17 protein-coding genes are annotated in these 19412 nt (G+C 65.0%); all 17 read right to left on the bottom strand.

The window, feature by feature from the left end; translation table 11 throughout:
• The coding region (locus ABWY06_RS07900; protein WP_353925016.1) for a type VI secretion system Vgr family protein at positions 1-1255 on the bottom strand (1255 nt) is incomplete at its 3' end.
• A gap of 147 nt (positions 1256-1402) precedes the next feature.
• The gene (locus tag ABWY06_RS07895; RefSeq protein WP_353925015.1) at positions 1403-1954 is read right to left on the bottom strand and encodes a hypothetical protein; all 552 of its coding nucleotides are present in this window, start codon (positions 1952-1954) and stop codon (positions 1403-1405) included.
• Positions 1935-2480 carry a hypothetical protein gene (locus tag ABWY06_RS07890; protein ID WP_353925014.1) on the bottom strand — a complete coding sequence of 182 codons (546 nt, stop codon included), beginning with the start codon at positions 2478-2480 and terminating at the stop codon, positions 1935-1937. Before ABWY06_RS07890 ends, ABWY06_RS07895 begins: the two co-directional genes overlap by 20 nt.
• A complete protein-coding gene (tssH, locus tag ABWY06_RS07885) occupies positions 2477-5170 on the bottom strand; it encodes a type VI secretion system ATPase TssH (protein WP_353925013.1) in 2694 nt (897 codons plus the stop codon). The genes ABWY06_RS07890 and tssH overlap by 4 nt, the downstream gene beginning before the upstream one ends.
• Before the next feature lie 13 nt (positions 5171-5183).
• Entirely contained in the window at positions 5184-6032 is an 849-nt protein-coding gene (locus tag ABWY06_RS07880; RefSeq protein WP_353925012.1) for a hypothetical protein, read from the bottom strand.
• A gap of 619 nt (positions 6033-6651) precedes the next feature.
• Complete coding sequence (gene tssG / locus ABWY06_RS07875) at positions 6652-7677, bottom strand: type VI secretion system baseplate subunit TssG (protein WP_353925011.1); 1026 nt, start codon at positions 7675-7677, stop codon at positions 6652-6654.
• Entirely contained in the window at positions 7674-9545 is a 1872-nt protein-coding gene (gene tssF, locus ABWY06_RS07870) for a type VI secretion system baseplate subunit TssF (RefSeq protein WP_353925010.1), read from the bottom strand. Before tssF ends, tssG begins: the two co-directional genes overlap by 4 nt.
• A 3-nt stretch (positions 9546-9548) precedes the next feature.
• Positions 9549-10073 (bottom strand): type VI secretion system baseplate subunit TssE, encoded by a 525-nt coding sequence (tssE, locus tag ABWY06_RS07865; protein ID WP_353925009.1) that lies wholly within the window; start codon positions 10071-10073, stop codon positions 9549-9551.
• Entirely contained in the window at positions 10070-10891 is an 822-nt protein-coding gene (locus tag ABWY06_RS07860) for a type VI secretion system accessory protein TagJ (RefSeq protein ID WP_353925008.1), read from the bottom strand. Before ABWY06_RS07860 ends, tssE begins: the two co-directional genes overlap by 4 nt.
• Positions 10892-10972: 81 nt before the next feature.
• Complete coding sequence (locus tag ABWY06_RS07855) at positions 10973-11653, bottom strand: hypothetical protein (RefSeq protein ID WP_353925007.1); 681 nt, start codon at positions 11651-11653, stop codon at positions 10973-10975.
• Positions 11640-12275, bottom strand: a complete 636-nt coding sequence (locus ABWY06_RS07850; protein WP_353925006.1) for a L,D-transpeptidase family protein — start codon at positions 12273-12275, stop codon at positions 11640-11642. The genes ABWY06_RS07855 and ABWY06_RS07850 overlap by 14 nt, the downstream gene beginning before the upstream one ends.
• Positions 12276-12574: 299 nt before the next feature.
• A complete protein-coding gene (locus tag ABWY06_RS07845; protein ID WP_353925005.1) occupies positions 12575-13060 on the bottom strand; it encodes an Hcp family type VI secretion system effector in 486 nt (161 codons plus the stop codon).
• A 101-nt stretch (positions 13061-13161) separates the two neighbouring features.
• Positions 13162-14658 carry a type VI secretion system contractile sheath large subunit gene (gene tssC / locus ABWY06_RS07840; RefSeq protein ID WP_353925004.1) on the bottom strand — a complete coding sequence of 499 codons (1497 nt, stop codon included), beginning with the start codon at positions 14656-14658 and terminating at the stop codon, positions 13162-13164.
• Positions 14659-14682: 24 nt separating this feature from the next.
• Positions 14683-15237 carry a type VI secretion system contractile sheath small subunit gene (gene tssB, locus ABWY06_RS07835; RefSeq protein WP_353925003.1) on the bottom strand — a complete coding sequence of 185 codons (555 nt, stop codon included), beginning with the start codon at positions 15235-15237 and terminating at the stop codon, positions 14683-14685.
• Between the two features lie 49 nt (positions 15238-15286).
• Positions 15287-16297 (bottom strand): type VI secretion system protein TssA, encoded by a 1011-nt coding sequence (gene tssA / locus ABWY06_RS07830; protein WP_353925002.1) that lies wholly within the window; start codon positions 16295-16297, stop codon positions 15287-15289.
• 53 nt (positions 16298-16350) lie between these two features.
• The gene (locus tag ABWY06_RS07825; RefSeq protein ID WP_353925001.1) at positions 16351-16779 is read right to left on the bottom strand and encodes a TssQ family T6SS-associated lipoprotein; all 429 of its coding nucleotides are present in this window, start codon (positions 16777-16779) and stop codon (positions 16351-16353) included.
• A gap of 35 nt (positions 16780-16814) precedes the next feature.
• Positions 16815-19316, bottom strand: a complete 2502-nt coding sequence (locus ABWY06_RS07820) for a serine/threonine-protein kinase (protein WP_353925000.1) — start codon at positions 19314-19316, stop codon at positions 16815-16817.
• Between the last annotated feature and the right edge of the window lie 96 nt (positions 19317-19412).

Raw genomic sequence — 19412 nt, 5'->3', positions numbered from 1 at the left:
TGCCGCCAAAGCCGGCGCCGGCCCAGGGGTGCGAGACCCGCACCCAGCAGGAGCTGTTGTGGTCCTTGCTGCAGTAGCGGTTCCAGGGGAAGGAGATCTTCACCTGGCCGTGTTCGTTGGTGTAGATCTCCTGTCCCGGCGGGCCGGTGACCACCGCGGTGTCCGGGCCTTGGGTCTGGGGTTTGGGCGTGTCGCGGCGCGGGCGAAAGGGCTGGTCGCTGGGGTGGGTTTCCATCACCGTGTGCAGCTCCAGGCTGTCGGCGCTGGCGTTGGACTCGTAGTCGTTGTCGCGGAACCGGTAGTCGGCGGCGATCACCAGGTATTCGCGGTTTTGCGCCGCGGCGGGGTGACGCTCCAGGCTGAACAACCTCCCGGGCGCCAGGCCGCGGGCACGGCCTCCGGCATGGCCGCGACGCTGGGTGGTCTGCAGTTCCTCGAGGCGTACCCGCGCATAGGGGTCGCCCTCGCCAATGGACGGGTAGCCCCCGGGGTAGTCGAAAATATCGTAGCTGCCGAAGGCATGGTCGGCGGGGTTGGCGCGCTGGGTCAGCAGTTCGGCGGTCGGCGTCTTGAAGTTGTAGTCGCGGGCGCTGTATTTGCCCGGCTTGAGTTTGCCGCCGGTCGACCAACTGTCCAGGTGATCCTGGTCGGGATAGGTCTGGTCGGGGCTGAAATAAGGAATGCTCTCGTAACCGGGGAAGGGACTGGTCAGGCCGATGTCGTCGGTGATCACCAGGGCGTGTTCGCCGGCGCTGTGCTCGAACCAGAACCAGATGCCTTCGTGCTCCAACATGCGCATCACGAAGTTGGCGTCGGTCTCGCGGTATTGGACGCAATAGTCCCAGGTGCGGTAACTGCGGCTGAGCACGAATCGGGTTTCGAAGGGGTAGGGCGCCAGCACTTTCTTGACCATGTCCGGCGCGGTCATGTTCTGGAACACCTGGTAATCCGAGCGGCGGGTGGCGTACCACAGCCAGGGGGTGAGCTCGGCCTCATAGAGGAAATGCCGGCCCTTCTTGCCGACCAGGGCGAAGCGTGTGCACTGGCCGTTGAGGTAACGCTTGGCGCCGCCGGGCAACTCGATATCGAGGGTCATCGGGGTGCCGAGCACCGAGTCGGGGTCGAGGTCGCGTTGCTCGCTCTTGAGCGTCAGGGTGAAGGTGAAAAGCCGGGAAACTTCCTCGCGGCCACGGAGGGCATCGAAGCGCAGGGTGTCAGGTCCGAGGGCCGTGGTGACATTGAACGTGCGGTTCATGAGGGGCGCCCTCTCGTCCGTGAAAGTGAGTCTGCATAGAAATCTGAGCCTGACCTCAGTGTGCCTATCCCGACCCTCTCGCACTGTGCTGGGGCTCTCAAATCCGGCGGGCCCGTCGGCGCTGAGCGAGGCGAATGGGCAGCGCGGTCAGGGCGCCTGGCAGGCGTCGCCAATACCAATGTGTTGCAGTTCCAGCAGCGCCATCGGGTCGGCCTGGGCGCAGGAAGCGTCCTCCAGCAGTGCCTGGCGCAAGGCCGCCGGCGAGCCGAAATAAGTCACCAGATTGGCCACGTAGTTGCGCAGCAATTGCCTAAGCATCTGCGGGTCGAGTTCGGGATAGTCTTCGCTCAAGAATTCCGCGGGGCCACCCAGGCTCAGGTTATGCTGGCCGACGCGCTTGACCAACGCGCCGGCGTTGGTTTCAAACCCCGCCACCACGGGTTCCTTGGCGTCGCTGACGATGGGCAGCAGGCTCCAGGTGTAGAGCAGTTGATGACGGCCGATCGGCACGCTGGCCAGGACCCGCCGTTCCACCCCTGGTGGTTCGCCATACAGCTCGCCTGTCAGGACGGGCAGTTTTGCCCAGTCCAGGCGCGTGCCCAGCACCGGTTCACGGTAGCTGCCACTGTCGTCGGCCCACAGGGCGCCGCAACAGAGCCAGAGGGCAAGCAGCCAGTATCTAAGGGCGATAGATAACATAAGGCACTCCGACATAATTGCGTCGGTGGGCGAGGAAGCGCGGTTGCTTCATGTCAGACACCCAATGCGAGCCACTGTACATCTGGATATGACCCGCGGGTGAGGCTTGGCCCTTGTAGTCCTCGAAAACCACGACGTCGCCCTTTTTCGGCGTATAGCCCTCGTTCGGCACCGTGGTGAAACCCAATCCCAGCAGCGTCGGTCCGTAGTCCTTGGCATAGGTGGGGTTCTGTGACAGATCGCCACCACCGGCCTGCAAGGCTCGGCGCACATGGGTGGCGCATTTGCCGGAATAGTCGGAGAGGGCGATCGCGAGGATCTTGACGACCGCCTTCTCAATATCGATGGCACGCGGCGTCTGGCTGTCCACCGCTGCCGCGGCAGGCGGGGCCGGCGGCGCGCTCACGGCGCCAGCCGCGAAGGGCCCGGGCGTGGGCGAGGCCGTCCTGGCCAGGGTCCCGGGATCGACCGGCACGCGCTGCGAGCTGGCCGACCCCAGGGGACCGGGAGAGCGGTAGCCCGTCATGCTTCCAGCTCGTACTGATAGCTGAAGTCATTGTGTTCGCCGCCCAGGTGAATGGCGGTGAAGCGCGGCTCGTCGGTCAGGCTGAGCAGGTACTTGCGGCTGATCACCGGCAGCACGGTATGGGTCAGGATGGCGTCGATCATGCGACCGCCCGATTCCAGTTCGGTGCAGCGCTGGATGACCAGGTCGATGGCCGACTGGTCATGGCTGAAACGAATGCCGTGCTGTTGCTGCAGGCGGTCGCGGATGCGGCCCAGTTGCAGGTCGACGATGCGGACCAGGGTCTCGTTGTTCAGCGGGTAGTAGGGGATGACGATCAAGCGGCCGAGGAACGCCGGCGGGAAGACCTTGAGCAGCGGTTCGCGCAGGGCATCGGCCAGGCCCTGGGGCTCGGGGCTGAGTTCCGGGTCGCGGGTCAGGCTCATCACCAGGTCGGTGCCGACGTTGGACGTGAGCAGGATAACCGTGTTGCGAAAGTCGATGGCACGCCCTTCGCCGTCTTCCATCCAGCCCTTGTCGAACACCTGGAAGAACAGTTCGTGGACATCCGGGTGGGCCTTCTCTACCTCATCCAGCAGCACCACCGAATACGGCTTGCGGCGGACCGCCTCGGTGAGCACGCCGCCCTCTCCATAGCCCACGTACCCCGGCGGCGCACCCTTGAGGGTGGACACGCTGTGGGCTTCCTGGAACTCGCTCATGTTGATGGTGATCAGGTTCTGTTCGCCGCCGTAGAGGATCTCGGACAGGGCCAGGGCGGTTTCGGTCTTGCCCACCCCCGAGGGGCCGACCAGCATAAAAACGCCGATGGGTTTGTTCGGGTTGTCGAGCCGGGCACGGGAAGTCTGGATACGCCGGGAAATCTGCTCGAGGGCATGGCGTTGGCCAATCACTCGCTGGTCGAGGGTGTCGACCAGGCCCAGTACCGCGGCGATTTCGTTACGCACCATGCGCCCCACCGGGATGCCCGTCCAGTCGGCGACCACCGAAGCCACCGCGGCTTCGTCGACGGCGGGCAACACCAGCGGACGTTCGCCCTGCAGCTGCTGGAGTTGCTGCTGCAGGTGCCCATGCTCCGCCAGCAGGGTCTCGCGGTCGGGTTGCTCGGCGGGGGGCGGCAGGTCGCTGGGCGCGTCGTCCGCGCCCGCTTCAGCGTCCGCGCGCAGTTGCGCACGGACCTGCAGCAGGCGGGTGGCGATCTGCAGCTCCTGTTCCCAGCGTGCCTGCAGCCCGGCCCGGCGCGTTTGCTCCTGGTCCAGTCGCGACAGGCACAGCTGTTCACGCGCGTCGACGTCGACCCCGACCAGTTTCTCCCGGGCGATGATGCCCTGCTCGACGTTCAGGCTGTCGATCAGCCGTTGGCAATCTTCCAGTTCCGGTGGTGAGGTGTGCTGGCTGATCGCGACCCGCGCGCAGGCGGTATCGAGCAGGCTGACGGCCTTGTCCGGCAACTGCCGGGCCGGGATATAGCGGTGCGACAGGCGCACGGCGGCGGCGATGGCTTCGTCCAGGACCTGCACCTGGTGGTGGCTTTCCAGGATGCTGGCGATGCCGCGCACCATGTTGATGGCCTTGTCCTCGTCGGGCTCGCCGATCTGGATGGCCTGGAAGCGCCGGGTCAGGGCGGGGTCCTTCTCGATGTATTTCTTGTACTCGCTCCAGGTGGTGGCACCGATGGTTCGGAGGGTGCCGCGGGCCAGCGCGGGTTTGAGCAGGTTGGCCGCGTCGCCGATGCCGGCGGTGCCGCCGGCGCCCACCAGGGTGTGCACTTCGTCGATAAACAGGATGATCGGCTTGGGGCTGGCCTGGACTTCATCGATGACCTGGCACAGGCGCTGTTCGAACTCGCCTTTCATGCTGGCCCCGGCCTGCAGCAAGCCGAGGTCGAGCATCAGCAGGGAGACGTCGCGTAATTGCGGCGGCACGTCACCGCTGGCCAGGCGCAGGGCGAAGCCTTCGACCACCGCGGTCTTGCCGACCCCGGCCTCGCCGGTGAGCAGCGGGTTGTTTTGCCGACGGCGCATCAGGATATCGACGATCTGGCGGATTTCCTCGTCGCGCCCGGTGATCGGGTCGATCTTGCCCTGGCGTGCCTGCTCCGTGAGGTCCACCGCATAACGCTGCAGCGCCTGTTGCTTGCCCATGACCGCGGGGGCGAGGGCGCCGCTGGTTTCGCCGGGTACGGCCGAACCGTCGGTGGCGCCCAGGTCGTCTTCGGGCGAGCCGAGGACAATGCGCGGCAGTTCGCTGGAGAACGCCTCCGCGTCGAGGTGGCCCAGTTGCGGCGCGATGCGTTTGAGCACGGTGCACAGGTGGGGCGTCTTGAGTATGCCCAGCAGCAGCGTGGCGCCGCGGACCTGGGCATCGCCATACATCAGGGTGGCATAGACCCAGCCGCGCTCCACCGCGTTCTCCAGGTGCTCGGAGAGGTCGCTGATGCGGCTGGCGCCGCTCGGCAACTGGTCGAGCACCTTGGTCAGGTCCGCCGCCAGGCGCGAGCTGTCGAGCTCGTAGTGGCGAATGATGCGGTGCAAATCGCTGTCGTTGAGCTGGAACAACTGGTGTAGCCAGTGCGCCAACTCGACGTAGGGGTTGCCCCGCAGCTTGCAGAACACGGTGGCGCTTTCGACCCCTTTGTAGAGCAGGCTATTGAGCTTGCCAAAGAGGGCGGTGCGGCTGATATCACTCATCGATTGGGGCCTTTCACTGGGCGGATTGTACCGGCTCGGCGGCAGCGCTGGTTGGGGCGGCGGCCGCTGCGGTTGGCAGGGTCGGAGCACTGTAGGCGCGGCCGGCCTTGTCGCGGGCGTCGGTGACCGGTGTCTGGCGGATCGGCTCGAGCGTCCAGGTCGCCGCGTTGCGGGTCAGCGAGTAGGCCAGCGGTTTACCATTGGCGATGACCAGCTCCGGGCCCTTGGGTTTCAGCGCATAGAGCGATACCTCGTAGGCACTTGGCTCGACCGGGGAGGCCCAACGCGAGGGCACCAGACGGGCATAGTTGAGCACCGAGGAGCCGGGCAGGCGGCCGAGCACCCGTTCACCCAGTTCGGCTTCGGCAACCAGGGAGTAGTGCGTCGGGGCATTGCGGGTGCTGACATCCAGCACGTGCAGGAAGCCGAAACGCTTCCAGTCGCCGACATTGAACAGCCCTTTCCCTTGCCCCGAGAGGACCAGGTAGCGTTTGCGCAGCAGGCTCATTTCCAGCAACTGGGCGGACTCGGTGTCCAGTTGCGGGATGCTGCCCCAGGGGCTTTCGGTGGCGGCGAAACGTTTACGGCCGTACTCGACGAAGGTGGTTTCCTCGCCTTGGGTGACGTAGACGGGTGTGTCGCGCACATCGGCCACATAGCGCAGGGTGTCGTCTTTTTCAGTGCTGTTGAAATTGTCGCTGAGCATCGACACCGCCGGACTTTCCTGGCGCCAGACGCCCTCCAGGGCGATGGCCAGGTTCGGGTCGAGGGCCGCCTGGGCGGCGTTGCCGCCCAGCAGCAGCGCGCTGGCCAGCAGCGCACGGGAGGCGAAGGGCGAAGGGAGGCGGTTGGCTGTTTTCATCGGGCATCGACTCGTGTGAGGGTGAGTAAGTGGGGTGTCGGCGGTAACGGGGCGCTGCCGGTCCATGTACACGCAGGCTCTGTGGGCGGCTGGGCGCTGGCGTGAAAAAAGGGGGGCGGTGGATCGCCCATGCTGGGAGTGGCACAACCGTCCCGGCCGGACAGGCGCCTGCACGGCGGCTGCCGTAAGGGGGTAAGGGCGAAGGAAATTGACCGAAAAATCATTCTCTGCCGTGGGCGTCCATGTCTGCAGAAGGGCAAGCGCGCTACCGGCGTTCAATCCATCTGGCCGGGTTCTCCAGGCGGGCGCTTTCAAGGCCCTGCTCTGGCGAGAAGCCATTATTGCCAAGAGCGGCTTTGCATAATGAGACCCAAGTCGCGAACCTGTTTTCCAACGCGGCGACCGCTTCGCGGACGGGGTTTGCGTCCGTTTGTCAGGTCCGTCCACAACTGGTGCCCCGCCGTCGCAGCCATGACGCGGTCGAGGGCGGGCAGCGCGGGGCCTGTCCTAGGTGTCGGGTGTCGATGGAGAAGGACAGGGCAGGCCAAGTCGGTGGGGCAACCTCCTGCCCACCACCGCTGCGCGCAGAGGTACAGCGACGGCGCGTCGGCGCAGGCTTCTAGCGGCTGCTCAGCCGCTCCGGATCCAGCACCAGGTCGCCGCGGTCCCTGGGCGCTTGTGCCTGGCCCATCCAGCTGCTCCAGCCGAGTCGGGTATCGCCCCCCAGGGTGGTCTGTGGCACTTGCTCGGCCAGCAACACCAGGCGTACGTCCCAGGCGAACTCCAGGCCGACATAGGTGCGGACCCAGTCCAGCAGCGGGCGATGGTCCGTGCCGGGCGGCAGCAGCCGGTCATAGGAGGCGCGACTCATCGGGCCGAGCTGCAGGCGGAAGCGATGCTGGCGGTCCCAGACGCTAGCGCCAGCAACGGCATCGAGGCCCAGTTGCGCGCCGGTCAGCGCGCCCAGGCGGGTGCGTTGCTCGACGGGAAGGGGCAGCCAGCGGCCGCTGAACTCCTCGACCTGCACCGGTACCCCGAAAAAATTCTGCAGCAGGGTCTTCAAGCCCTCGGCATTGCGCACCTGGCGCACCAGGTGGCCCGCATGGTTCCAGCGGGCGTGATCGGGAATGCTGTCGCGTTGGCGCATCGAGGCCGGCCCGTAGTTCAGCAGGCTGGCGACGTAACGGGTGAAGGCGTCGTCGCGCGGACGGTCCAGGCTCACGGTCGACTGGGCATCCGCCCAGGCCCGATAGAACAGCAGCGTCAGTCGGTGATGGAACAGGTCGACGAATTCCACCAGCGAGCGGTCGCCGTGGTGGATGACCCGCTCGTGGGCATATTCCGTTAGCGACAACGGCAGCGGGCCGTTGGGACCGAACAGGCCGAAGCTGAAGATACTCAGTTTGGGCGGGGTGTCCGTGCGCTCCCGGCGCAGGCGCGCGAGGGTCGACGGGGCGAAGGCCGAGGACGGTTCCTGGCCAAGGCGCAAGGGTTCATGCAGCGGGCGGCGGGCATAACCCAGGCGCGGCAGCTCGTCGTTCAGCGCCTCTATTTTGCGCAGCAGCGCGAACAGGTCATGGGCATAGGGGTTTTCCTCCAGGGCTTGCCACAGCTGTTCGATCTTTTCTTGTCGGTCCTGGCTCATAGGACGGGCCGGGCGCCGAAGCGTGGTGGCCAACGACCCAGTTCACCGCGTTGGGCGCTGTGCAGGTGCAGCTCGATAAAGGTGTTGAGGCTGACGTGACGGGCCAGGAAACGTTCCATCACACAGCCGAACAGGTAGGGGCTGGTGCCGGCAAACTGGCTTTCATCCAGGGTCAACTCGATCGACACGCCGCGGCCGAATGTCAGCGGGCCGCTACCGGGCAGGCGTCGCGTAATAGGCAGCAGTTTGGCTTTCAGCAAGCCTTGGGCCTGGCGCGCCACGGCCGGGTCGCCGAGGGCGGTGTACAGGGCCAGCAATTCGCGCAGCGCCTGGGCGCCCTGTTCGGGGGACAGCTCACTGAGGGTCTGGTAATTGAGCCCCAGGTGGCTGATCAGGCGCCAGGTCATGTCGCCTTCGGCGGGCGCGGGCACGGGGCGGGTGGGGCCCTGGATGATGCGCACGGATTTGACCGGCAGGGAGTCGACCGGCTCCAGGTCATGCTCCTTGCCCGCGGCGATCAGCAGGGGCAGGTCGCGGTTGGTGACGGTCATCGCCACCCCCAGTTGGCGCATGCGCTTGCTGTACGGGGCGTCGTGCTGGTCCACCAGCGAGAGAAAGACCTCGGAACCGAGGTAGGTCGTGCGGGCCCCCTTGCGGCGAATGCTGTCCGACGGCAGGCGGGGCTCGCGGCGCATGGAAAAATAGGCGCCGTGGTCGCCGCGGTCGCCGGCCACCGAGGTGTAGAACGGGCGAAACTGGGCCTCGACGGTATTGTCGCGCCCGAACCCCTCGACCTGCTCGATGCTGTAGACCTCGTAGTCCAGCGGGCGGGTGCGGTCGGGCACGACATGGAATTCGTAGAGGTTGTCCGAGACCGGTACGCGGTCCGAGCGCAGTGTGATCAGGTTGATCGCTGGTGTGCAGAACAAGGCGAAGTTCTGTTCGTCGACGATGGCCTCGTATTCGCTGGTTTCACGGTCCAGCAATACGATGATTTCAAAGCCGTCGCTGGCATCGCCTTGCGCCAGGCCCTCGCGCAGGCCTTCCAGGGCGATGAAGTGGAAGCGCGCCGGAAAGGCGAAGTACTCGTGCAGCAAGCGGTAGCCCTGGAAGCCGCGACTGGCGTAGGGCAACAGGGCTTCTTCCTCGCTCAGCCCTTCGGGGCGCAAGGCGCTGGCCGGCAGGTAGCTCCACTCCGTGCGGGTAGCGCCCAGCGGCCGCACCGCCAGGCCCAGGCTGTGGGCGCAGAGCAGTTCGTACAGGCGTGAAGCCAGATGACCGCCGCACAGGTGCAGGGACAAACGGTCCAGCGCCGGTGCGTTGGCGCCGAGCGTCGTGGTGAAGGCAAAACGCAGGTGCAGGGCCGACTTGATCGGGCGCTTGAGGCTGGTACGGCTGGGACGGATATCGCTCGGCGCGTTTTCGAATTTCGCCGAGGCCAGGCGAATGGGCCAGAGCTCGACCTCGTGGGCGGTACGGAATTCGCAGCTGGCCTGTCCCTCGATCAATGGCGCCGCGCGCAGGCGCGAGCCGCGCGGCATCGACGAGCAATCGCCCTGGCTGCCGGTGAGCTCTCCGGGGGTCAGCTGGACGATGCACATGGAGGGGGTCGGCGCCAGGTAGTTGGGATAGACCACTTCGAGCAGGCGCTGGGAGAAGCGCGGGAACTCGGCGTCCATCTTCAGCTGGATGCGCGCCGTGAGGAAGCTGAAGCCCTCGAGCAAACGCTCGACATAGGGGTCGACCACCTCCATGCCCTGCATGCCCAGGCGCGCCGCGACCTTGGGGTACTGGGCGGCGAATTCGCCGCTCATCTCGCGCAGGTAGGTCAGCTCGTTGTTGTAGTAGGCCAGCAATCGGGGGTCCATGCCTCAGGCTCCTGCGCCGTCGTGCAGCACGATCTGACCGGTTTCCAGGTCGATGTGCGAGCTCAGCAGCAAGTCGATCGGATAGGGCTCCGACCACAGCTGCCCCTTGATTTCCAACGACAGCTGGTTACGGGTCGCGTAGCGGGTGTCCATGGGCAACATGCGGATGCGCAGCGAATCCGGCAGGATGCGCGGCTCGAAGGTGAGGATCGCGCGGCGGATCGCCGTCTCCACGTCGCCCCAGTCGTCATTGGCCATTTGCCGCCCGGAGAGGGCGAGAATGCCGAAATTGAGCACCGAATGCCGGGCCTCGGCCGCGGCCGAGTAGTCGCTGGTGGCCTCGCCGTTGATGGTGTTGAACAGCCAGGACAGGTCGCGCAAGACACTCTGGCGGTACTCGGCCTTGCTGACCACCCGCTGGTGAGGGGCTTCACTGCGCTCGAGCGGCCGGTGATCGGTCAAGCGATCGAGCAGCGCCGGCATCAGCCGGTTGCTGCGCACGTTGTCCAAGGGTTTGTTACGGCTCATGGGGCGGGCTCGGGCGGCACGGCGAGCGACTCGAGGCTGCGGATCGACAGCAGCGCATGTTCGTCCTGGTCACTGACCAGGCAACGCTGGCCGAGCCCGCCCCAGCTGTCCTCGCCCAGGTCTTGCCATTCGGTCAGCGCGCTCAGTGACAAACGATCGTTGCCCTGAGCGTGGCTCAGCGGGTAGCGGCTCGGCACCAGCACCACATGCTCGGCCCCGTCGGTCAGGGTCAGACGGCCGGGTATCCAGACCAGGTCGCGCAGGTCCTGGGGGGCTTCCAGTTCCAGGTGCTGGACGCGTTCGAAGGGCAGCCAGTAATAGTTGCCGTTGAGCAGGACCTCGCAGGTCGGGCCCAGGCGAGAGTCCGCGTCGGCCAGCCAGGCCAGATCGTGCTCGCCGTTCAGGCGCAAGGGCGTGGGGCTGGCGGCCTCGTAGGCCTGGGCCTGCAAATCGGCGGCGGCGGCCTGCTCACCCTTGCCGCGCGCGACCAGGGCCTGCGCCAGCAGCTCCTGCCAGGGCAGGGGCTCGCCCAGCGTCGGCGCACGCAGCTCGCCGGCGAAGACTCGCTCGCGGATCCGTTCGCAGCGAATGGCTTCGCGGTAGGCCTGGGCCATGGGAATGGCCGCCGCGTCCAGCTGCGCCGCCGCCTGCAGTTGGGTGACGGCCCGTTCCCAGGCACCCAGGACCATGCTCAATTGCGCCAGGTGCACACGCAGTTTGGCGTCAGCGGGGGTCCGGCGAATTTGCGCGGACAGCAGGCTCGTCTGGTCCTGTAACGGGAGGTCATGCAGGGCGCTGCTGGTGGTGGTTTCGCTCATGGGAGGGTCTCGATGCGTTGAAGAAACTGGGCGTGGCCCTGTCGGCTGACACGCTGCGTCACACGGCTGGAACAGGTCATTTCAAGGTTTATCGAAGCGGATCGAGCACAGGTCGTTGACCGGTTGCGCCAAGGGCGCGGAGGCCAGCAATCGCCCGTCGGCAAGGCTGAGCTGTTGCGCCAGCCACTGTTTTCTGACCTTGACCAAGGCCGTCAGCGTGCCCTGGCAGACTGCGGGAGCGGTGTGTTGCCAATCGATGTCGGTGCTCCAACCTTTGCCCAGCGAATAGCAGCTGCCCTGCACGCGGGTTTCTTTTTCCAGGGGACGCGGTGTACAGGCAACCAGGTCATCGCGGTTGTAGACCACGGTCGGGTCCTGTTTGAACGCCAATGGCGATGGGAGCCACTGTTTGCCCTTTCTGACCAACGCCTGGCCGTTGTAGAGCACGCTGTAGGTGTGCCCCTGGTAGAGGAAAAATTGATTGACGCTGTGCGTTTGCGGCCAGTATTGCGGCGTGGACTGGTCGGCCGCGACAAAGACGATCTGCGGGTGATTGATACCCTTGGAATCGATGATATCGCCCGCCAGGTAAAGGCCCTGGTCGGCTGCCAGTGCGCTGTAGACCACCTGCAGTCGGGTTTTCAGGGGGGTGCCATCGCGTATGACCGTGCCGTCGGTACGCCAGCTCAAATGCTCTTGCGCCACGGCCGGCAGCCAGGCAAACAGTGCGCCTATCAGGTACAGGTGGCTAAGCTTTTTCATGGTATTCATGGACCACAAAGACCGTCTTGGGTTTGAACGCGCCCAGGGCGAACAGTTGGTCGCGGTCGGCTGGTTTGAGGTGAATGCAACCGTGGGACGCTGTGAGCTCTACCGTTAAGCCGCGAGCGTGCTGGGCTTCGTTAATCGGTGTGGTGTGAAACATCTGCCCGGACAGCTGCTCCTTCCCATCCAGGCGCCTATTGCCATTGAGGTCCTTGAACCAGCGAATGGCGATCGGCCCAAAGTCATTGAAGACCCATGTGGCGGGTACGGTGTTGGCCACATAGAGGGCGGCATGCAGTGCCTTGATATTGTTTCGGGTGATGCCGAAGTCCTTGCTGACAGAGGCCCATTTGCCGTTGGCCAACTCATGCCAGACATCGTTCAGCTCTGGCTTGTCCTGGAGCTTGGTGCCCCACCTGATTCTGGCGTAGGGCCAGGACGCGGTGTTGTACGGGTGGGCGCTGTCGATTACATAGGTCCCCGGCCATGTTGGCTCTTCTGGCATGCGGGCGTCGGTGCCCATTTTGTCGGGGCCGCCCCACGCCTCGACACGGACCTTGACGGTGTTCTGGTCGCGACCAACCAGCAAATGTTGACCGGGATAGAAATGTAATTCCATGGCATCTGCCTTGAGTTCAAGTGGCCGCCCGTGACGGCGAGCAGGGTGGTTATGCCGTAGCGGCGCCAGCACATGGCGTCTCACTCTGAAGGCACGTCCCGCCAGTGCCGCGGCCGGTCGTCAGCGGCCCTTGCAGGGTTCGATGACGATGGGGCAAGAAACCTGGAGTGTGTCCGTTGCGGTATCCCTTTTTGAGCGCCGTGCCTTGCGAGCAGTCGTCTCGAGTGAGGTGGCCGCACCACCCGGGTGCGGCCAGCGCACCGCCGCGGCAAGGCCGAGGACGGTGCGGCAAGCGAGCCTTACTCCTTGTTCTGCTTGACGTCCCAGTTGCCGGTGACCGTGGCGCCCATGGAGCCGTCGGCGTTCTGCTCCTTGACCTCGACCTTGATCTTGCCATAGGACATGCCGACGCTTTCCATCACGCGTGCGTCGCTGGTGGAGCCCTGGGGACGGACGTGGGTGATCAGCACTTCGTTGAGTGTCACCTTCATGTACTCCTGGGAACCGTCACCGGCCTTGCAGCAGGACAGCTCGACGCTCGGCACGTGTTTACCGCTGGCGCAGTACTTCATCAGGTTGGCGGTGGACTTGTCCACGTAGTGAGTGAACGTCAGCTCGCTGAAGTTGGCCTTGCCCGCGCCCGAACCACCGCCGGTGTGGGAGGTGGAGGTCTGGCTGACGGCATAGCCCCAGCTCAGCACGTCGATTTGGCCGGAGTGCTTGGAGTCTTTGGACTCGCCCGGAATACCTTCGATCTTGATAAAAAAGTCCTGAAGAGAAGCCATAGTCGTTCCTTTGTATGGGTCGTGATAATCGACCGGGCCGTATGCCTGGCCAATTCTCTTGTTTTAATGTTGCCGGTCGGCGTTGGCCGACCCGGCAACGGTCAATTGCCGGCGTTCTTGACCGACGGCAGTTTTGAAACCAGACGGAGCGAGACCGTCAGGCCTTCAAGCTGGTAGTGCGGGCGGAGGAAAAACTTGGAGGTGTAGTACCCCGGATTGCCCTCGACTTCCTCGACCTGGACTTCCGCGGCGGCCAGCGGCTTGCGCGCCTTGGTGTCCTGGGATGAGTTGGCCGGGTCGCCGTCCACGTAGTTCATGATCCAGTCGTTCAGCCAGCGCTGCATGTCGTCGCGCTCGCGGAACGAACCGATCTTGTCGCGCACGATGCACTTCAGGTAATGCGCGAAGCGGCAGCAGGCGAACAGGTACGGCAGGCGCGCCGACAGGTTGGCGTTCGCGGTGGCGTCCGGGTCGTAGTACTCGCTGGGTTTCTGCAGCGATTGAGCGCCGATAAAGGCGGCCACATCGGTGTTCTTGCGGTGGATCAGTGGCATGAAACCGTTTTTCGCCAGCTCCGCCTCGCGGCGGTCGGAAATCGCGATTTCGGTCGGGCACTTCATGTCCACACCGCCATCGTCCGACGGGAAGGTGTGAGCCGGCAGGTCATCCACCGCGCCGCCGGATTCGACACCACGAATCGAGGTGCACCAGCCGAAATACTTGAAGGAGCGGTTGATGTTCACCGCCATGGCGTAGGCCGAGTTGGCCCAGCAGTAGCGCCCGTGATCGGAACCGTCGGTTTCTTCTTCGAAGTTGAATTCATCGACCGGGTTGGTGCGCACGCCGTACGGCAGGCGCGCCAGGAAGCGCGGCATGGCCAGGCCGATGTAACGGGAGTCCTCCGAGGCCCGCAGGCTGCGCCAGGGGGTGTACTCGGTGTTCTCGAAGATCTTGGTCAGGTCGCGTGGGTTGGCCAGCTCCTGCCAGGACTCCATCTGCATGACTGCCGGCGCGGCACCGGCGATAAACGGGCAGTGCGACGCGGCGGAGATCTTCGCCATTTCCGCCAGCAGTTCGACATCGGGTGGCGAATGATCGAAGAAGAAGTCGCCGACGATGCAGCCGTAGGGCGTGCCGCCCAGTTGGTCGTACTCAAGCTCGTAGAGCTTCTTGAAGATCGGGCTCTGGTCCCAGCCGATGCCCTTGTGGCGACGCAGGGTCCGGTGCAGTTCCTTTTTGGAGATCGGCATGACCCGGATCTTCAGCATCTCGTCGACTTCGGTGTTGTTGATCAGGTAATGCAGGCCACGCCAGGCGCTTTCCAGTTGCTGGAAGTCGCCGTGGTGGATGATCGCGTTGACCTGTTCGGAGAGCTTCAGGTCGATTTCGGCAATGATCGCCTCGATCGCCTGGTACGAGTCATTGCTCAGGGTCGCGGAGTTGGCCAGCGCCTGTTCGGCCAGGGTGCGCACGGCGATCTGCACGGCCTCCTTGGCTTCATCGGTCTTGGGTTTGAATTCCTTTTGCAGCAGCGCCGAAAACTCGTCGGACGGAGCGGCGGTCGCCTGTTGCTGATGGTCGAGCTGAGTGAGCGCCATCGATCTTCTCCCTTAAATTGAGGTTCAGCCTTGGCTGGGCTCGCCGCCGTCGTCCACGGCCCCGGTTTTGGGGGCGGCGGCCAATGATTTGAGCAAGGTCGGATCGTGGAGGATCTTGCCGATCAGCTCTTCCGCCCCGGTCTTGCCGTCCATATAGGTCAGCAGGTTGTTCAGCTGGGTGCGGGCTTCGAGCAATTTGGACAGTGCGCCGACTTTCTGCGCGATCACGCCCGGCGAGAAGTCGTCCATGCTTTCGAAGGTGATGTCGATGGCGATATTGCCTTCACCGGTCAGGGTGTTGGGAACGGCGAAGGCCACGCGCGGTTTGATCGCCTTCATGCGCTCGTCGAAGTTGTCGATGTCGATTTCGAGGAACTTGCGATCGTTGACCGCGGGCAGGGCTTCGCTGGGCTTGCCTGCCAGGTCCGCCATCACGCCCATGACAAAAGGCAGCTGCACTTTCTTTTCCGAGCCGTACAGCTCAACGTCGTATTCGATCTGCACGCGGGGTGCCCGATTACGCCCGATGAACTTCTGGCTGCTCTTGCGATTGACAGTTTCGTAGCGAGGGCTGCTCATGTGTTGCTCTCCTTGAAGCGCTCGTCGGTCGGTATAGCGTTAAGGTGTTTCAATCGCGTTTCGAGACCCCGGCAATCAGCTCTGCCTGGGCCAGTCCATCCGGTGCCAGCTCGCGCAGTATCGAGAGGAAATCCTGGCCGATCAGCTTGCGGGCGCGCTTGATCAGCAGCGGCGCCGGGCTGGCCGGTTCGTGCGTCTCGAGGAAATCGCACACCGCGTCGAGCATCTGGATCGCTTCCGCCCGGGTACGCGCTACCCCAGGCAGTGCGGGAGCACCGGCCGTGGGCGGCAAGGCGACCGCGGCCTCACCGGTCTGCACCGGGGGCGGCTCCGTGGGTTCGTTGGCGGCTATCAGGTGCTCGGGATATACCAGGTCGATCAGCCCGTAAAACGCCAGAAAACTGGGCGCGTTTTCCGCCCCGAGGCGTTCCTGGCAGAAGCGATCGAGCGCCCGGGCGGCCTGCTTGAGTTGGCGTATCGCCGGGAAAAACGGGTTGCCCGCCGCCGCCTCGTCGCGCAGCAGCTTTTCCAGCTGCTCGCGCCGCAGGGGAAACTCACCGGAGTCTTCCCGCGCGTTGGCAATGCGCTCCAGGGTGCTGATGTCGAGCGCGCCCATTTGCTGGGTGCCCAGTTGGCAATTGCGCAGCTCGCTGAGCAGCCCTTGCGGTACCACCAGGCTGGTCAGCGCATTGCTGCGCGGCAAGGGGTCGTACTCGCCGTCGAACTCCAGCGGGGGAAAGGCGCTGTCCCAAAAGCGCTGCGCCAGTTGCAGGCAGAACTCCAGGCCTTGAACGGCACCCTCGATACCCTGCATGCGGGTCAACGCCCGCGTCAGGATGACGGCCAGGCGCAGGTCCTTGCTCCTGGCCAGCAGCGCGCGACTCTCCTCGTAGGCCCTGGACCAGTCCGGCTCCTCGGCGGGAATCAGCGTGGTGCCGTATTGGCGCTCGGGTTTGCCTTGCACACTGCTTTCCAGCGCCTGGTAGCGCGGGTCGTAGTCGAGCTCGACCCCTCCGGGGTTCGCGCCTTCGATCGGTTCGAGCAAGTCGGCAAGGTTCATGTCCACGCGCATCCCTGGCATATCCTTTGGTTCACGCTACACATCCAGTCGCATCAGATGCCGTTGGCTTTGGCGGCTTCGAATTCCGGTCCCCACAGGGGATGGCTGCTTTCCGCCACGTCCAGGGAAAAGTTCGGGTCCAGTTGCAGGGCGCGTTCGAAGGCCTGGCGGCACTGCAGCCGGCGCTCGCTGACGCAATAGGTGAACGCCAGGTACTTGAGGGCCTTGACCCGGGTGTCGGCGCTGGCTTGCCAGACTTCGGGCGCCAGGAACTTGCTTTCGGCCTGGGAGTAATAACCCCCTTGGTACAGTGAAATACCATCGCCCACCACGGTTTGGCCGTTGCGTTCGATCAACTGCTCGGCTTTCTGGGCCTCGGTCAGGGGCGGCTCGACTGGTTTCGGTGGCGTGTTTTTACAGGCGCCGAGCGCCAGGGCCAGGGTCAAAGGGAGCAGGGGTAACCAGGGGGTAAGGGTTTTCATGTCGATCGTATGCTCTCGCAAAACCGGAAGAAAAATTATTGAGACGGCTGCGCGCTGGCAGCGCCTTCGAAGCTGTGGCGGATGCTTGCGCGTTGGGACTCGCTGACCCGCACCGTGCGTACCGCCGTTGGAAAACTGGCGTTGCGCAACTCGATGCGGTACTCGCCTTCCGGCAGGCGCAACTCGTGCAAGGGCGGGCTGACGCCCTGTTTTTTGCCGTCGATCCAGATCTCGCCCCAGGGCGCGATATTCAAGCCGACCACGCCCTTGGTGACTTCACCGTGGTGGTTTTTCTCACGGGCGGGTGTAGGCGTGGGCTTGGCCGCCGGTGTTGTCGCCGGTGTCGCGGCGGGTGGCGGGTTGGACGCCGCCTTAGTGGGGGGGCTGGCCGACGGGGTGGCAGCCGGCGTGTCCACTACCACGGCCGACGAGGCTGCCTGCTGGAAGTCGTGGGTCAGGGTCAGGGTGCTGTCGAGCTTGACCGTCAGGTTGCGCCGCAGGGTCGTGAAACCCGGGCTGCGCAGCTCGATCTGGTGCGCCCCTGCCGTCAGCTCAAGCTGCTTGATGGGGGGGCTGATACCGCGTTTCTGACCATCGATCCAGACCTCGCCCCACGGCAGGATGCTGAAGTTGACCAGGCCGCCTGCGGCGGTAGGGGCCGCTTCGCTGACGCGAGGCGTGCGTGGGGTGTCGCGCGCCGTGCTGGCCTGAGCCTGGGCTTGAACGGCGGGTGGCGCTTCGCGGGTCGAAGTCGCAGGCTCGGGTGCCTCGGGTGCCTCGGGTGCCTCGGCGACTGGCGTCGGCGCGCTGGCTGTCGGTGCCTGACGGACGGGCTCGGGTGGCGTGACCTGAGGTGTCGATTCGGCTGGCTGGGACAGGGTCTCGAATCCGGTGCCGGTGGTGTCGGCCACCGGCGGGGGCGTGACCTGGATCGGCATCTCGTTCGGCAAGGCCGGTGTCGTGGTTGGCAGCGGGGCGGTCGCCTGGGTGGGCTCCAGGGTGGCGGTTGGCTCTACGGCTGCCACCGGCTGCGCCGGCTCGACAACTGCGGGGCGCGGTGCCTCGATCGGCAATGGGTTCTGGGCCGTAACGGGGGCCGACGGAGTGGGTGAGGTGGTCGAAGGATCGTCACGCAGCAGCCAGATTCCGCCACCGACCAGCAGCAGCGCGACGATGCTCAGTGCCGCACCCGTAAGCAGCCAATTGTGGCCGGCCGACGGCGCCGCAGTTGGACTCGCCGCGGCCGGTTCGGCGCTCGGTTGGGCGCGCGGTACCGACACCAACCCAGCGTCGCTGGAGCGTTGCCCGGACATCAGGTCGTGCATTTCCGGGAAGCTGTTCGGCGCTTGCGTTTTCGGCGCGGGTTGCCGGAAAGGGTCGGGCAGCTCGACCGCCGCCGCTTGGGGCGCAGGGCGGGCCGCGGCTGGCGTTAGGTCGACCGTGGGGCCGTCGAGCTGGGTCGCCATGCGCGCCGCCAGCTGGGTAATTTCCTTGGCGGACAACACCACGGTCTTGCCATCGTCCACATAATGCAAGGCGTTCTGGCTCGTCGCGTTTGGCTTCAGCTCGGCCAGCGGCACCGGCTCCCAGCTGCCGTCCTGGATGCCAAGTCGCTGGCGCAGGTCGGCCACCGACTGCGGGCGATCGCCGGGTTGCAGCGCCAGGGCATGATCGACGGCTTCCAAAAAGGACTGCGAATACCCTTCCCGGGGCGTCTTCGCCAACGGCTCGAGGGTGTCCTTCATCATGCGCGACACGGACGCCGCGGGCGGCTGCCCGGTGATGGCGAAGTACAGCACGGCGCCGACGGCATAGATGTCGGTCCAGGGCCCCTGGGGGATGGACAGGTCTTCGGCATACTGCTCGATGGGTGCGTAGCCCGGTTTGACCACCACTGTCAGCGCTTGCTGCAGGTCGCCGAGGACCCGTCGTGCCGAACCGAGGTCGAGCAGCACCGGCGTGCCATCGGTCTGGATCAGGATATTGTCCGGGGCGATATCGCGGTGATAGATATGGCGCGAGTGCAGCAGCTCCAGGACGTCCAGGATCGGCGCCAGCAGGCTGTGCAGCCAGCGCTCGTCGCATTGCACATCATGTTCCTTGAGCACCCGGCGCATGGTCTTGCCGGAGTAGTGCGGCATGGCCATATAGGCGGTGCCGTTCTCTTCCCAGAAGCGCAGCACCTCGACCAGGGCGCGGTGCTTGAATTGCGCGAGCAGGCGGGCCTCGTCGATAAAACTGCGCAAGCCGGCCTCGAAGGTCGTGCGGTGCCGTTCGGAGCGCAAACTGACCTGGGTCGTGCCCGAGCGGCTGGCAAACGAGGCCGGCATGTATTCCTTGATCGCCACGTCACGGTGCAGTTGGGTGTCGTGGGCCGCATAGACAATGCTGAAGCCGCCCTCGCCGAGGGAAGCGAGCAGCTTGAATTCATGCAGCTGGGTGCCGTGCGGCAACGCGCCGGCGGGCGGCGGATCGAACGGAGCATTCTGCTCAACGGCTGAGGGGCGCTCTTGGCGAGTACTCTGGGTGGCATCCATGCGGCAACTACTCGTCGAATAGGGGGGCAATGCAAGAACGCTAATTTAGGCCAAAGCAATATTCAGATTTGAGTCGCGGTTCTCGTTTTGCCCGCT

Source organism: Pseudomonas sp. (assembly GCF_040514055.1).
Classification (GTDB): domain Bacteria; phylum Pseudomonadota; class Gammaproteobacteria; order Pseudomonadales; family Pseudomonadaceae; genus Aquipseudomonas.
Note: the sequence above shows the minus strand (reverse complement) of the source record. Positions and strands in the feature narration are given on the sequence as shown.

What these genes read in the sequence shown, in the direction of transcription:
- tssH (WP_353925013.1), bottom strand. Translation starts at nt 5,170, where the DNA reads ATGAGTGATATCAGCCGCACCGCCCTCTTTGGCAAGCTCAATAGCCTG.
- ABWY06_RS07860 (WP_353925008.1), bottom strand. Translation starts at nt 10,891, where the DNA reads ATGAGCGAAACCACCACCAGCAGCGCCCTGCATGACCTCCCGTTACAG.
- ABWY06_RS07820 (WP_353925000.1), bottom strand. Translation starts at nt 19,316, where the DNA reads ATGGATGCCACCCAGAGTACTCGCCAAGAGCGCCCCTCAGCCGTTGAG.
- ABWY06_RS07895 (WP_353925015.1), bottom strand. Translation starts at nt 1,954, where the DNA reads ATGTTATCTATCGCCCTTAGATACTGGCTGCTTGCCCTCTGGCTCTGT.
- ABWY06_RS07880 (WP_353925012.1), bottom strand. Translation starts at nt 6,032, where the DNA reads ATGAAAACAGCCAACCGCCTCCCTTCGCCCTTCGCCTCCCGTGCGCTG.
- tssE (WP_353925009.1), bottom strand. Translation starts at nt 10,073, where the DNA reads ATGAGCCGTAACAAACCCTTGGACAACGTGCGCAGCAACCGGCTGATG.
- tssB (WP_353925003.1), bottom strand. Translation starts at nt 15,237, where the DNA reads ATGAGCAGCCCTCGCTACGAAACTGTCAATCGCAAGAGCAGCCAGAAG.
- ABWY06_RS07890 (WP_353925014.1), bottom strand. Translation starts at nt 2,480, where the DNA reads ATGACGGGCTACCGCTCTCCCGGTCCCCTGGGGTCGGCCAGCTCGCAG.
- tssG (WP_353925011.1), bottom strand. Translation starts at nt 7,677, where the DNA reads ATGAGCCAGGACCGACAAGAAAAGATCGAACAGCTGTGGCAAGCCCTG.
- ABWY06_RS07845 (WP_353925005.1), bottom strand. Translation starts at nt 13,060, where the DNA reads ATGGCTTCTCTTCAGGACTTTTTTATCAAGATCGAAGGTATTCCGGGC.
- tssF (WP_353925010.1), bottom strand. Translation starts at nt 9,545, where the DNA reads ATGGACCCCCGATTGCTGGCCTACTACAACAACGAGCTGACCTACCTG.
- ABWY06_RS07850 (WP_353925006.1), bottom strand. Translation starts at nt 12,275, where the DNA reads ATGGAATTACATTTCTATCCCGGTCAACATTTGCTGGTTGGTCGCGAC.
- ABWY06_RS07855 (WP_353925007.1), bottom strand. Translation starts at nt 11,653, where the DNA reads ATGAAAAAGCTTAGCCACCTGTACCTGATAGGCGCACTGTTTGCCTGG.
- ABWY06_RS07825 (WP_353925001.1), bottom strand. Translation starts at nt 16,779, where the DNA reads ATGAAAACCCTTACCCCCTGGTTACCCCTGCTCCCTTTGACCCTGGCC.
- tssC (WP_353925004.1), bottom strand. Translation starts at nt 14,658, where the DNA reads ATGGCGCTCACTCAGCTCGACCATCAGCAACAGGCGACCGCCGCTCCG.
- tssA (WP_353925002.1), bottom strand. Translation starts at nt 16,297, where the DNA reads ATGAACCTTGCCGACTTGCTCGAACCGATCGAAGGCGCGAACCCCGGA.